The following is a 13,633-nucleotide window of genomic DNA, read 5'->3' as shown; positions in this document are numbered from 1 at the left end:
AGGGAGTCATCTCATGAGTTCAATGTTCAAAGGCGACGTATCACGCCGTTCGGTTCTGGCCGGTGCCGGTGCGCTTGGCGCGGCCAGTCTTGCGTTTCCGCATATGGCCGTCAGCGCGGATGGAAAGATACTGACCGTTCGGTCCTATAGCGACCTTCAAATCCTCGATCCTGCCTTCCGGCTGTCTTTGCCCGAAGACCATATCATCAGCTCGATTTTCGCGCCGATGGTGGCGTCTCAGCCCGGGGATACTTGGGGTTGGAGTCCGGTTGCCGTCGAAAGCATCGAGCAGCTGGACGATCTGACCGTCGCCTTCAAATTGCGCGACAAGATCGGCTTCACCGACGGCTTTGGTCAGATGACCGCCGATGACGTCAAGTTTTCTATCGAGCGGATCGCAGATCCCGCCAATGAAAGCCCCTATGCAGGCGACTGGAGCGCCCTGAAAGAGGTTGAGGTCAAGGACACCCTATCGGGCCTGATCCATCTGAAGAACAAGTTCGTACCGCTGTGGACAACCACTCTGCCGACACCTGCCTCTTGTATCGTTTCGCGCAAGGCGTTTGAAGAAATCGGGGGTAAAATCGGGGCTGAACCGGTGGCGCAATCCGGTCAGTATATACTGACCGAATGGGTCCCCAAGCAAAGAACCGTTCTGAAACGCAACCCGGATTGGGCGTATGAGCCGGGTGGGTATGAAGAGATCCACATTCTGCCGATCGAAGACCCGGCGACAGCCGAACTTGGCTTTGAAGCCGGCGATCTGGACTACACTTGGACCTCTGTTTCGTCGCTGCCGCGTCTCAAGGAAAATCCGCCTGCGGGCTCGGTTGTCGAAGAAAAACCCTCGCTCGCCTATGTCTGGCTGGGCATGAACCAGGATAACGAAGCGCTGAAAGACGTGCGCATCCGCCGCGCCATTCAGCACGCGATTGACAGGCAAACCGTGGTTGACGCCGCCTATTTCGGCGCCGCAGCCGTGGGCAATGGCATCATCGCTCCGGGCCTGCCCGGCAGCCGGGACAGCGTGACCTATGATTATGATCCTGACAAGGCGCGCGCATTGCTGGCCGAAGCGGGTGCAGAAGGCATGACGGTCACCTTGGACATCCTCAACCAGTCCGAACGACTAACGGCAGCTCAGGTCATTCAGGCCAATCTTGCCGAGGTCGGCATCACCTGCGAGATCAAGCAGAATGACAGTGGTACCTTCTGGACTTTGGGCTCGAAGGACGGCGACTATTTCATGGATCTGCAGCTGGTACTCAGCCGTTTCTCGATGAACCCCGACCCCAGCTGGGCAACGGTCTGGTTCACGCCGGAACAGGTTGGCGTTTGGAACTGGGAACGCTTTGACAACGCCGAATACAAGGCCCTGCACGAGGAAGGCCTGCAGGAAAGCGATCCGGCCAAGCGCGACGAGATCTACAAGAAGATGCAGGGTCTCATGGATGAAAGCGGCTGCTATGTCTTCCTAACGCATGAGGTCGTTGGGCTGATCCACAAGGATACGGTAAGCCCGGGCTTGCAGCCAAACGGTGATCCGCTATTCCCAAAGTTCAAACCCGCCTGATCCACGCAAACGGGCGGTGTACGACGCGCCGCCCGCACACCTATAGGGGGCGCTTATGATAAGCTATTTCTTCAAACGGCTCGGGCTGGCCGCTGCGATCGTGTCAGTCGCCATGTTCCTGCTGTTTTGCATGATCTATCTGATCCCCGGCGACCCGGCTTCGGTTGCGCTGGGGCCTCGGGCGACCGAGGAAATGCGCGCCGCCCTGCGCGAGAAAATGGGGCTGAACCAGCCGGTTCTGGTTCAGTTCTGGAATTTCTACATCGGCGCCTGGACCGGTGATCTGGGCGACGAAGTTCTGTCGGGCCGGCCCGTCACAACCGTTGTGTTCGAACAGCTGCCATACACGTTGGCCCTGATCGTCGGCGGCATCACGTGGTCGGTGGCCCTGGGCATTCCGCTGGGTTGCTGGGCGGCTGTCAGCCGGGGCAGCTGGGCTGACCGGATCGTTGGCATCCTTTCCGTGGCCGTGATCGCAGTGCCCTCGTTTGTGATCGCAATCTATGCGCTATTGATCTTCGCCGTTGAACTGCGTTGGCTGCCCGCAATTGGTGCCGGGGAACCCGGCAATCTCGGCGATCAACTCACACACTTGATCTTGCCGTCTCTGGCCGTTGGCTTGGGTTGGGTCGGATATATCGCCCGCATGGTTCGTGCCTCGATGCTCGAAGTGCTTGAGGCCAGCCACATCCGCACCGCGCGTGCCTTTGGCCTGCCGGATCGAACAATCACATATCGCTATGCGCTGTCGATTGCGATCCTGCCCACGGTGACCCTACTGGGCGTTGGTATCGGTCAGATGCTGTCCTCGGCCGTGTTTGCCGAGATCGTCTTTGCACGCCCCGGCGTTGGCAAGCTGGTCTATGACGCCATCCTGACCCGTAACTTCCCCATCGTGACGGGCACCGTCCTTATCACAACCGTTCTGTTCGTTCTGCTCAATCTGTTGGCAGACCTCATCATCGGAGCTTTGGATCCTCGTGTCAGAAGCAGTTTCTAACCCCGCCCCCGGGCGCATGGCCGAGCTTTGGCGTCCGATCCGCAAAATCCTGCGCGAGCCTCTCGGCGCGTTGGGATTGTTCCTTGTGCTCTTCGTCATCTTCGGCGCCTTGTTTGCCGATCTGTTGACCGGCTGGGACCCAACAAAAATCAACCCGCGTGACCGCTTTCAAGGCCCAAGCGGTGAGCATCTGATGGGCACCGACCAATTGGGGCGCGACCTGTTTGCGCGTGTTCTATATGGCGGACGCATCGCGCTGTTCGTTGCGCTGGTCTCGACCGCCGTCTCGCTGGTGATTGGTATCATCCTGGGTTTGATCGCGGGCTATGGGCCGCGTTGGCTGGACAACCTGATGATCCTGATCTTTGACGCGATGAAAAGCTTTCCGACCGTGATGCTGGCCCTTGCGCTGGTCACTCTGATGGGGCCGTCGCTGACTGCCGTCATGGTCGTGGTCGTCCTGGTCACAGTGCCCGGATACGCACGGATCATTCGGACTCAGACCATCGCTCTGAAGACCTCGGAATATGTCACTGCCGCACAAAGCATGGGCGCCTCTTCGGCCCGAATCCTGCGGGTACATATTCTGCCCAACGTGATCGGACCGCTCGTTATCCTTGCGTCGATGGACATTCCTGTCGTCATCGGCATCGAAGCGGGAATGAGCTTTCTGGGCCTCGGCGTTCGTCCGCCCACCCCTAGCTGGGGATCGATCCTGAATGACGGGTTCACCAATATTCGCGACACCGCCTGGATTGCGATCGCAGGCGGCGTGCCGATCATCATCACAACACTGGGCTTTACATTCCTCGGTGAGACGCTGCGGGACGTATTCGACCCCCGGCTGAAAGGACGCTGATGACCACTCTGCGTATTGACAACCTGAATGTCAGCTTCTCGACCGAGGCCGGGCCGCTGCACGCGTTGAAAAACGTCAGCTTCGATGTCCCTGAGAACCGGTTCGTTGGCATCGTCGGCGAATCTGGCTGCGGCAAGTCCACGCTGATCAATGCCATTCTTGGCCTACTGGCTGACAATGGTAGTATCGACAGCGGTTCAATCTTGTTTGAGGGGCAGGATGATCTGACCACCCTATCCCCGTCGCGGATGCGCGACCTGCGCGGTCCGCGCATCGCGACCGTGTTTCAAGACCCGATGGGAGCGCTGAACCCGGTGATTTCGGTGGGTAAACAGATGTTAAATATCCAGTATCGCTCTTCTCTGTCGAAAGAGGAGAAGATGGAACGCGCGGTCGAGATGCTGGAACTAGTTCGCATTCCCGACGCCCGCGCGGCACTGGCACGATATCCGCACCAGTTTTCAGGTGGGATGAAGCAGCGGATCGCCATCGCCATGGCTCTGATGATGGAGCCCGCCTTGTTAATCGCGGATGAGCCGACGACCGCACTGGATGCAACGTTGGAAGTGACGACGATCGAACTGCTCAAGGATCTGCAACAAAAGATCGGCTGTTCGGTCATGTTCATCTCACACCATCTCGGCGTCATAGCCGAGCTTTGTGACGACGTTGTGGTCATGTATGCAGGAGAAGTGGTCGAGCGCGGCACGGTCCGGCAAATCTTTCAGGACCCACGGCATCCTTATACGGCGCGACTGCTGGAATGCGATCCCGCAAGACAGAGCGAACGTACCCGCAACCTACCAACAATCCCAGGCGAAATACCTGACCTAAGGGCGCGGCCCGCGGGTTGCATTTTCGCCAATCGATGCGACCGCGTCAGTGACTTATGTTCGGCGCCCCCACCCGAAAAGGATATCGGGGACGGTCACATTGCCCGCTGCTTTGTCGCGGAGACCCCAGCAGAAACCGGAGCGATGGCATGAGCAGTGAGCCCATTCTCAAGGTCGAAGATGTTCAGGTCTCTTTTCCGGTCGGGGGGCTAGGACGAAAAAGCGCGATCCTTGGCGTGGCCGGGGTCAGCTTTGAGGTCAACCGGGGTGAGACCTTTGCCCTTGTGGGTGAAAGCGGTTCTGGCAAAACGACGCTTGCACGTGCCGTAAATGGCCTGCAAGAGATCAGCGCCGGGACAATAACGTTCGAGGATCAGCGTATCGACGAACTGGACCGCAAGGCGATGAAGCCGGTGCGCAAGCGCATGTCGATGATGTTCCAGGACCCCGTAGGATCGCTCTCTCCCCGCATGACCATCGGCGATCTGGTGACCGAGCCTTTTCGTATCCACGGCATTGAGGGCCGCAATCTTCGGGATGAGGCCGAGCGACTGCTAACGCTGGTCGGGCTTCCCACAAGTTTCGCTTCGCGCTTTCCGCATCAGCTATCGGGCGGACAAGCCCGTCGTGTCGGCGTCGCACGTGCTATCGCGCTGGACCCGGCCCTGATCATCGCGGACGAGCCTACAGCCGGACTGGATGTATCCGTTCAGGGCGAGGTACTGAATCTGCTGAACGATCTACGCGAGCGGCTTGGGCTCGCAATGGTGATCATTACCCACAATCTGCACGTGGTACATCATGTGGCTGACCGGACTGCCGTGATGTATCTGGGTCGGTTCGTCGAAGCCGGAAACACCGAGGACGTCTTTGGCGCACCGCAACACCCTTACACTGCCGCGCTTCTGTCGGCCAATCCAGAACCCGACCCGGACAAAACCCATGACCGGATCACCTTGCCTGCTGAGGTGCCGTCATTGCTGGCCCGGCCATCAGGGTGCGAGTTCCATACCCGCTGCCCCTGGGCGCAGTCGCGTTGTAGTGTTGACGCTCCAAACCGTCAGATTACAGATGGACGCGCCGTTGCGTGCAATTACCCGCTAGAACCCGGGGCCCGCCCACCCGAACTAAATGAAAGAGCAGCATCATGAGCCCAATTGAGGTCATCGAAACCGTTTGGATTCCCATGCCTGACGGAACCAAACTTGCCGCGCGGTTGTGGTTGCCTGAAGAGGCAAAGACCAACCCAATGCCCTGTATTCTTGAATATATCCCATATCGACGCCGGGATCGCACGCGGATGCGCGACGAAAGCATGCATCCGCATTTCGCCGCCGCCGGGTATGCCTCGATTCGCGTTGATATCCGGGGCTATGGCGACAGTGAAGGTGTGGCCGAGGACGAGTATTCGCATCAAGAGACGCAGGATGGCCATGACATCATTCAGTGGATCGCGGATCAGGATTGGTGTGATGGAAATGTGGGTATGTTCGGAAAAAGCTGGGGGGCGTATAATGCGTTCCAAGTCGCAGCCAAGCGCCCCCCTGCATTGAAGGCCATTGCGCCGGTCATGGGCACCGATGACCGCTGGCGCGAAGATATCCACTTCTACGGCGGTTGTCTCGCCAACGACAACTTCTGGTGGGGCTCGATCATGCAGCTCTACAATGCCATGCCGCCTGACCCGCAGATCGTCGGTGCAGACCGCTGGATCGATATGTGGCGCGAGCGGCTGGAAGGGGCCGAGTTCTGGCCAGCCATGTGGCTGGAACACCAAACCCATGACGAAATGTGGCGGCGAGGTTCGATCTGCGAAAACTACGCTGATGTCGAAATTCCAGTATATTTCTTCGGCGGATGGATGGATTTGTATCGCGACACACCGTTCAGGATCGCAGAACACCTCAGCGGACCGGTTAAGATCCTGATGGGACCTTGGGCCCATCTGTACCCGCATGAAGGCATACCGGGCCCCAAAGCCGATTTCGTCGGTGAGGTCCTGCGGTTTTGGGATCACCATCTGAAAGGCATCGACACAGGATTGATGGATGAGCCGCCACTGCGGTTCTATATGCAAGACAGTGCGGCACCTTCCGGCACACATTTGCACCGAGACGGGCATTGGGTCCAAGAGGCCAGTTGGCCCTCACCAAATGTACAAGATCATACGCTTTGGCTTAATGACGGGGAACTGGACACAGAATCCAAATCAGGTCCGACGCTGTCCATATGTTCGCCGCAGACATTTGGGGCTTCTGCTGGAGACATGTGTTCATTCGCCATTCCCGGCGATATGGCTGAAGACTGTCGGATCGAGGCCGGAGGAGCGCTGCAGTTCAAAGCCGCGCCGCTTGCAAAGGCTACGGATATATTAGGACAGCCCTCAGTGGACATCACACTCTCAGCTGATCGCGAACAGGGCTTTGTGGCCGCGCTGCTGATCGACGAAGCCCCAGACGGCAAACAAACACTGATATCTCGGGGCTTCTGTAATCTGAACCACCGGACCAGCGATACAAATCCCCAGGCGATCACGCCCGGCGAGGAAATGACCGTGACAGTCCCGCTCTACGGAACCGGTTACCGCGTGATGCCCGATCATCGCATCGTTCTGCAAATCGCCTCGGCCTATTGGCCCATCCTCTGGCCATCGCCTGAACCCGTCACGCTGACAGTGCAACCGGGGTCATCGCGGTTGAAACTACCAATCCGCAGCCAGACTGATAACACTACGGAGCCTCGTGCGCTGCCCGAACCCTCCCGGCCCACAGCGAAGCCCCGCAAAACGAAGGTCAGAGCAGGCTCGATGGAGCGATCTGTTCATACCGACCTCACCAATGGTGAAATGACTCATAGGTTTTTCCTTGATGGCGGTGTTTTTGGCCCCGTGGGTGATTTCCGCCTTGATGAAATCAGTACAGTGCTCAGTGACGTTTCCGATCGGCGCTACACGATCCATCCAAGTGATCCACTTTCTGCCGTTGCCACGATGGAACAAACCGCAGGCTTTGACCGTGAAGACTGGTCCGCAAAGATCTGGACATACTCAGAGCAGAAGGCGACCCCGACCGAGTTTCATCTGATATCGCGTCTGAAAGCGTGGTCAGGAAACGAGCTCATATTTGAAGAAGAAAAAACACATGTCATTCCGCGCAACGGAATGTAGTCGCCAAATACCCAACAAATATCGAGCCATGGTTTTGGTACCAGTCAAATGATCACAGGAGAGAAGTAATGTCAGCGTTCTTGCAGTTCGGTCCGCGGGCTGAGACCCACCAACTTTCGGTTGGAGGTGTGACAATGCGTGTGGTCACCGAAGGTGAAGGGGCAGCCATAGTATTTGTGCCGGGTGGTGATCAGACTGCCGAGGCCTACTCGGAACAGTTCGCGCGCCTGTCCGATACCTATCGATGCATCACTTACGATCCACGAGGCGCAGGCAAAACCGTTTCCCCTCCGCCCCCTTGGAAGATGAGTGATTATGCAGCCGATTGTGCCGCGGTAATTGATGCGTTCGCCGATGGAGAAGCCGCTGTATGCGGCCTGTCGCTGGGGGGATTGGTTACACAACAAACCGCCATCGATTTTCCAGAAAAGGTGCGGATTGCCATTCCAATGGGCACTTCAGCGTATATCGACGGATTCACCCGCGACTGGATGCAAGCCGAAATCGACCTGCGCAAAGATGGCATCACCCTGCCCGATTACTTTCTGGCCCCGCACTATGCTGTTTATGCCTTTCCTGCCAAAGCCTTGCACGAGCCCCAACTATGGGAACAGCTCAAGGCGTCTTATACCGAACGCTTCAGCGATCGCGACCCTCAGGCCACAATCGATCAGTGGGAAGCCTGTCTGGACTTCGATTGCCGCGAAGCCCTGAAGACCTGCCCGGTTCCGATGCATGTGGTAGCGTTCTCAGAAGATGTTCAAACGGCACCGGTCATGTGCAAGGTGGTTTCTGACCTAGCCATGAACGGCGCTTTCCACGAGATTCCAGGTCTTGGGCATGTTTCAATGACGCGCCACAAACCCGAAGTCGTCGCGGATAAGCTGCGTGAAATCCTGAACACGACGTTGGTTCAAACCTGATAGTCGACTGTACATTATGAGAATAGCAATTGCTGGATTTCAGCATGAAACCAATACCTTCGTCGACACTCCAACGACGCTGAGTGATTTTGAACAGGCCGACAGCTGGCCGGAATTGCTGTGGGGTCAGGATGTTTTGGACAAGACGCAGGGTATGAACCTACCCATTGCGGGTTTCGCAAAATCCGCTGAAGCGGCAGGTGCTGAAATAGTACCCATTCTGTGGTGCGCGGCTGAGCCAAGCGGCAAAGTCACAGATCATGCTTATGACAGCATTACCGGTCACATCACAAATGCGCTTGCCACAATGGCGCCGCTAGACGGGGTCTATCTGGACCTGCATGGCGCGATGGTTACCGAGTCCTGGGATGATGGCGAAGGTGAATTGCTAGCGCGGATCAGAAAGGTCATCGGACCGGATCTACCACTTGTTGCAAGCCTGGATATGCACGCAAATGTTTCAAAACGAATGGTAGATCTTTCGGATGCGATAACCATTTTCAGAACCTACCCTCATCTCGACATGGCAGAAACTGGCGCACGAGCATTTCCGATGTTGCGCAATATCATTGCAAACGGACCGCCAGCGAAGGCTTGGCGGCAAGGCTCCTATCTGATCCCGTTACATTGCCAGTATACAGAGGTTGCCCCTGCCAAAACGCTATACTCCGCGCTCGATGCATTCGACGGATCAAGCGCGCAGCTTGTGGAACTCGCCTTGGGATTCACAGCATCGGACACGCCCGATTGTGGACCCTCGGTTCTGGCGTATGGTTCCTCTAGCTCCGATGCCGAGGCTATGGCTGCCCATATGCTTGCAAAGTTGCAAGCAGTTGAGACCGCATTCGATACCACATTACCAAACCCAAAAGACGCTGTTGATGCGGCCCTAGCCACCGGTGGCATTGGGCCAGTTGTGATAGCGGATGTGCAGGACAATCCGGGCGCCGGTGCAACAGCCGACACAACAGGTCTGCTGCGCGAATTGGTGCGCCGGAATACGCCATCGACCATTCTAGGGCTACTGCATGACCCACAGCTTGCGGCCAAAGCTCACGAGCTGGGCGAAGGTGAAGAGTTCGTGGCCGAGATTGGCGGGAAAGGTCCCGGCGACACCCCCTTCAACGCGCGTGTGAGTGTGCATCACCTGAGCGACGGCCAGTGCTATTATACAGGAGAAATGTACGGGGGTGGCATCGCTACGCTGGGCCGCTCGGTCGCATTAAGGCTGGTCGCAACGCAAATCTGTGTCATCGTCACCAGCATTCGAAATCAATGTCTGGATCTGGCGCAAATTCGATTGTTCAATTTGGAACCACAAGACGCGCGGATCATATGCGTCAAAAGCACCGCCCACTTTCGCGCCGACTTTGAGCCCATAGCGCAGAAGATCCTGACATGTGCTGCGCCTGGACAATTTCCCTGCCAACTCAGTTATGAAACCTACACAAAGCTGCGTTCAGGGGTTCGAATTATTTGAAGTTTATCCCGCGACTTCAGTCCTTGTTTTGCGTCAGAGCTAGATAAGGTACTTATCTGATGACAGTTCTCTAAGTACCATCGTGAGAAAAGGCTAGGTTGCTGCCATATTCAATCTCGACCACCAGCCGTTCGACATCAGTGCTTACTGATCGGTCCTCTGTCATAGCTGGGGCGACGGAATGCAAACTATCCAGCACGTCACGCAGAAATGGTGCGATTTCGGTTCTGCAACCGCGCAACTCAACTCCACGTCCTGCAATCAACAGCTCGATGGCGCTCAGGTGTCGGCTACATTCAACGACAGCTTCAAGCCCGCGGATGGCAACCGGGGTATTTGGTAGGCAATCTTCGATCCCATTGGCATTGATACTGGGCCAGATAGGCACCGGCTGCGCCGCGTGAACAAGCTTTGCCGCCCAGGCCTCGGCCGGCTTCATCACTGGTGCAAAGCCGTTCGAGCCACTGTTTTCCTGCGCAAGAAAGGCAGGCAGATCGCTGAAAACCGGATTCAGCAGTTTTGAAATTCGCGCCAGCTGTGCCATTGCCACGGGCACAAAGGCTCGGCTGACGCCTTCAACTACATGGCACAATTCGCTCGAATAATAGTTGCCGCCAGAGATAATCCGGGACTCGTCAACCAGTGCAACCGGGTTATCGCTGACGCCGTTCAGCTCGATCCGGATAAGCGCTTTTGCCGTCGAAAGCGCCTGAGCCAAAGCACCGTGAATCTGTACAGCGTTGCGAATGGAGAGGGGATCTTGCAACCGGCGTGCATTAGCGCTGTTCCACAAAGCACTGCCTTCAAGCCTTGACACCAGAGCAACGGCGGCAATTGCCTGCCCAGGCAAAGGTTTAACCCCAAGTACACGCGCATCCAGCGGAGTCAGATTGGCGCGGTACGCCTCCATCGTTAGGGCCGTAGCAGTTTGTAGCGCCTCGAATGCGCGATCTGCGGCCTGAATAGCCAGTGCCCCCGCCCCAACGACGAAACTGGTATGATTGGCCAGTGCCAGCCCGTCGCGCGGCCCCAGTTGCAGCGGAGAGATGCCATGGGTCAGCATCATCTCGGCGCTGTCACCGATCTGTCCTGAACGATCCTGCATCCGGCCATCGCCGATCAGCGCAAGACCCAAGGTGGCATTAAAGACCAGATCTGCTGCACCGATTGATCCCACTTGACCAACGACCGGGGTTAGACCTGCATTGAGACAAGCAACGATATGTTCAGCCACTTGTGGCTGCGCCCCGCTGTGACCGGTTAGCATTGTATTGGCGCGAACGATCATGGCTGCGCGTAAGACCACGGGTGCCTCTGGCGGCCCCATTGCTTGTGCCCGGCCACGCAAGGTTTGCTCTGAGAACGCCTGCAGTGTTTCGGCATCCAACGCCTCGGTTGAGCGTGCTCCGAGCCCGGTGGTCACACCATAGACGGGCACGCCGTCCGCAATAACCTGATCCACCAGGTCCCGCGACCGCGCCATACGCGCCAATCCTTCCGGGCACAGCGCCACTGACCGATCCCCGCGAGCTGCTTGCGCCAGTTCCTCAAGGTCCAGTCCGGCCCCGGTCAAATTCAGGGGTGACATCATTCGTTCCGATACACCAGATCTTGCACAATGCCCTTGGTGCGTGCTTTTTCCAGGATGGCCGCGCCTAGTGCGATATCGCTGGTCGACATGCCGCGATGCCAGAATAGGATCGTCTCATCATCGCTTTCGCGCCCCGGTTTAAGTCCGGCTGCAATTTCGCCAATCTCGGCATAGAAGCTTTCTTCCGTGATCAATCCTGCATCTATGTGCGGCCGCAACGCACCCAGATGGCCAGCGCGCATCTGACCCAGATCATCCATCACGAATTTGTCGATGCCTTCGACAAAGTTTAACGGCAGAGTACTCATCGTGCCATAAGGCACCACCAAGGCGCCCTTATTGACCCAAGACCGATCGAACATCGGTGTCGGTTCGTTCAAGCGCGTTGCCTCAATCATGATATCTGCATCTTTGAGGCACGACTCCCAGTCTTCGGTCACCACGATTCTCTTGCCCAAATCCTTGCTTAACTTATCGGCAAAGGCTTCACGGCTTTCAGGACGGCGCGAATGAACACGGATTTCCTCAAAGTCGAAAAGATGATCCAGCAGCGCAACATTCCAGTACGAGGTACCTCGTGCGCCCAGATGGCCCAAAACCTTTGGCTTCTTTGGACCCAGCCATTTGGCCCCCAAGGCCGTCAAGGCGCCCGTGCGCATATCGGTAATACCTGCTGCGTCGATCACGGCGCGCGGCGCACCGGTCCGCGGGCAGAATAAATTGAGCAACGCGAGTTCGCTGGGCAGCCCTTGTTTGTAGTTGTCAACGAAATCGCCCACAATCTTGACCCCGGCGTAATCCAGCAGTGCAACATAACCACGCAGCACATTGAAATGACCGTTAAAGCTGGGGTCGGGTGTCAGGTGCATCCGAGGTTCGATCACGGTCTGACCTTTGCCCGCAGCAACAAGGCCTTGTTCAACCGCATTCAGGATTTCGTCATTTGTGAGCGCCAGAGCGTCAATCTCTGGTTTGCCAAGATATTCGATTGTCATCTGTGCCATGCGCTTTTCCCTTGCTTAGCCCGGGCAACCTACTGCGAAAACCGACCGAATGTGATCCTAGTAATGCTTGCTTTTGCAAAAGTTTTACTTGTGCTAAGTGCATTGAATGAAGTTACCACCCTTGAATGCAATCAAAGCCTTTGAAGCGACCGCACGCTGCGGTGGCTTTACCGCCGCCGCTTCCGAACTTGGCGTTACATCAGCCGCTGTTAGCCTCCAGGTGGCAAAGGCTGAAACCTTTATGGGGAAGAAGCTATTCTTACGGGGTAACAATTCTCTGACTTTAACTGATGCCGGTCAGATGTTGTATCCTCAGGTGGCGCAAGCTCTGACCCAACTGTCCGAGATTACTGAACGCTTCCTGGAACAGGACATGCGTTCGCACTTGGTGGTCAGCACAATCCAATCTTTGTCAGAACGATTGGTCGTTCCGGCAGTGGCACGGTTTCGACAAGACCACCCCAAAATCGGTGTTTCGATACAGATTGACTCGGATCCGTTTGATCCAAGGCGCACGCCTGTGGATCTGCGTATATCTTTTCACCCGATTCAGAGTCATGGATTTACCAGCCAACAGTTGGTGCGCGATTACGTTGCACCCTTGTGCGCCCCGGGATTCGCAGAGGACTTAACAACAGTCCCTGATTCAAAGTTGATTCATGTGGATTGGGGGGAATCCTACAGCTCATACCCAACATGGGCTGCCTGGTTTCGTCATTTCGGTGTTTCACGACACCCAGATTGTTCCAAAGGATTAAGAGTCGCAGGCACAGGGATCGGTATCGAACTCGCCGTTCAAGGAACTGGGGTTGTTCTGGCACCGCTGCATCTTGCCGGCACCGAGTTGGGGGAACGTAAACTGGTTCGGTTGGGGCAAGACAGCCTGCGCCTCCCATTCGGATACTATGCTACCTACGCCGAAGGACGCGACCATCAGCGCTACGTTGCCAATTTGCGGCAAAACCTCAGACAGATGGCAGATACAGAGTGACGGTCGGGCGCATATATCGCGACAAAACCAATGGACTTTGAATCGAAGATTTCCTCGGCTTCAATCAACCCGCACATTCCAGAGCGATAAATGCTAACAAAGTGTTCTGGTTATCAGTTCTTACACATCTCTTTTTCGTTGAGCGTCTCGGACCAGCGCAGCAAGCCGATAGAAGCCGTGTGCCATTTTTGTGTAGGGTGTGAGGAGGAAAAA

General features: G+C 56.6%; 11 protein-coding genes. 9 read left to right on the top strand and 2 right to left on the bottom strand.

The features are described 5' to 3' along the window. The first annotated feature begins 13 nt into the window (after window positions 1-13). The 8 genes from ACR0B3_RS11230 to ACR0B3_RS11195 all read left to right on the top strand — a co-directional run bounded on the left by ACR0B3_RS11230 (window position 14) and on the right by ACR0B3_RS11195 (window position 9,834). A complete protein-coding gene (locus tag ACR0B3_RS11230; RefSeq protein WP_480809138.1) occupies window positions 14-1,573 on the top strand; it encodes an ABC transporter substrate-binding protein in 1,560 nt (519 codons plus the stop codon). A 55-nt stretch (window positions 1,574-1,628) separates the two neighbouring features. Next, entirely contained in the window at window positions 1,629-2,573 is a 945-nt protein-coding gene (locus ACR0B3_RS11225; protein ID WP_170685507.1) for an ABC transporter permease, read from the top strand. Then, entirely contained in the window at window positions 2,554-3,432 is an 879-nt protein-coding gene (locus ACR0B3_RS11220) for an ABC transporter permease (protein WP_480809137.1), read from the top strand. The genes ACR0B3_RS11225 and ACR0B3_RS11220 overlap by 20 nt, the downstream gene beginning before the upstream one ends. Further along, on the top strand, window positions 3,432-4,418 hold the full coding sequence (locus ACR0B3_RS11215) for an ABC transporter ATP-binding protein (RefSeq protein ID WP_480809136.1): 987 nt from the start codon (window positions 3,432-3,434) through the stop codon (window positions 4,416-4,418). The genes ACR0B3_RS11220 and ACR0B3_RS11215 overlap by 1 nt, the downstream gene beginning before the upstream one ends. Then, window positions 4,415-5,416 carry an ABC transporter ATP-binding protein gene (locus ACR0B3_RS11210; RefSeq protein WP_480809135.1) on the top strand — a complete coding sequence of 334 codons (1,002 nt, stop codon included), beginning with the start codon at window positions 4,415-4,417 and terminating at the stop codon, window positions 5,414-5,416. Before ACR0B3_RS11215 ends, ACR0B3_RS11210 begins: the two co-directional genes overlap by 4 nt. Further along, window positions 5,413-7,431, top strand: a complete 2,019-nt coding sequence (locus ACR0B3_RS11205) for a CocE/NonD family hydrolase (protein WP_480809134.1) — start codon at window positions 5,413-5,415, stop codon at window positions 7,429-7,431. The genes ACR0B3_RS11210 and ACR0B3_RS11205 overlap by 4 nt, the downstream gene beginning before the upstream one ends. 68 nt (window positions 7,432-7,499) lie before the next feature. Further along, window positions 7,500-8,354 carry an alpha/beta fold hydrolase gene (locus ACR0B3_RS11200; protein ID WP_480809133.1) on the top strand — a complete coding sequence of 285 codons (855 nt, stop codon included), beginning with the start codon at window positions 7,500-7,502 and terminating at the stop codon, window positions 8,352-8,354. Between the two features lie 16 nt (window positions 8,355-8,370). Then, on the top strand, window positions 8,371-9,834 hold the full coding sequence (locus ACR0B3_RS11195) for a M81 family metallopeptidase (protein ID WP_480809132.1): 1,464 nt from the start codon (window positions 8,371-8,373) through the stop codon (window positions 9,832-9,834). A gap of 70 nt (window positions 9,835-9,904) precedes the next feature. On the opposite strand, the gene ACR0B3_RS11190 is transcribed toward ACR0B3_RS11195, so the two are convergent. Both ACR0B3_RS11190 and ACR0B3_RS11185 read right to left on the bottom strand, forming a co-directional pair. Further along, window positions 9,905-11,422, bottom strand: coding sequence for an aromatic amino acid lyase (locus ACR0B3_RS11190; protein WP_480809131.1), 1,518 nt, complete (start codon window positions 11,420-11,422; stop codon window positions 9,905-9,907). Next, window positions 11,422-12,429 carry an ornithine cyclodeaminase family protein gene (locus ACR0B3_RS11185; protein WP_480809130.1) on the bottom strand — a complete coding sequence of 336 codons (1,008 nt, stop codon included), beginning with the start codon at window positions 12,427-12,429 and terminating at the stop codon, window positions 11,422-11,424. Before ACR0B3_RS11185 ends, ACR0B3_RS11190 begins: the two co-directional genes overlap by 1 nt. Before the next feature lie 106 nt (window positions 12,430-12,535). On the opposite strand from ACR0B3_RS11185, the gene ACR0B3_RS11180 reads away from it, so the two are divergent. Next, the gene (locus ACR0B3_RS11180; RefSeq protein WP_480809129.1) at window positions 12,536-13,420 is read left to right on the top strand and encodes a LysR substrate-binding domain-containing protein; all 885 of its coding nucleotides are present in this window, start codon (window positions 12,536-12,538) and stop codon (window positions 13,418-13,420) included. Window positions 13,421-13,633 lie beyond the last annotated feature (213 nt).

The sequence above is a fragment of the Ruegeria sp. CE9 genome (genome assembly GCF_056537425.1).
The sequence above is the reverse complement of the archived record's forward strand: the minus strand, read 5'-3'. Positions and strand labels throughout refer to the sequence as shown.

Coding starts and splice junctions, on each gene's coding strand:
- ACR0B3_RS11230 (WP_480809138.1), top strand. CDS start 14: ATGAGTTCAATGTTCAAAGGCGACGTATCACGCCGTTCGGTTCTGGCC.
- ACR0B3_RS11225 (WP_170685507.1), top strand. CDS start 1,629: ATGATAAGCTATTTCTTCAAACGGCTCGGGCTGGCCGCTGCGATCGTG.
- ACR0B3_RS11215 (WP_480809136.1), top strand. CDS start 3,432: ATGACCACTCTGCGTATTGACAACCTGAATGTCAGCTTCTCGACCGAG.
- ACR0B3_RS11210 (WP_480809135.1), top strand. CDS start 4,415: ATGAGCAGTGAGCCCATTCTCAAGGTCGAAGATGTTCAGGTCTCTTTT.
- ACR0B3_RS11205 (WP_480809134.1), top strand. CDS start 5,413: ATGAGCCCAATTGAGGTCATCGAAACCGTTTGGATTCCCATGCCTGAC.
- ACR0B3_RS11200 (WP_480809133.1), top strand. CDS start 7,500: ATGTCAGCGTTCTTGCAGTTCGGTCCGCGGGCTGAGACCCACCAACTT.
- ACR0B3_RS11195 (WP_480809132.1), top strand. CDS start 8,371: ATGAGAATAGCAATTGCTGGATTTCAGCATGAAACCAATACCTTCGTC.
- ACR0B3_RS11190 (WP_480809131.1), bottom strand. CDS start 11,422: ATGTCACCCCTGAATTTGACCGGGGCCGGACTGGACCTTGAGGAACTG.
- ACR0B3_RS11185 (WP_480809130.1), bottom strand. CDS start 12,429: ATGGCACAGATGACAATCGAATATCTTGGCAAACCAGAGATTGACGCT.
- ACR0B3_RS11180 (WP_480809129.1), top strand. CDS start 12,536: ATGAAGTTACCACCCTTGAATGCAATCAAAGCCTTTGAAGCGACCGCA.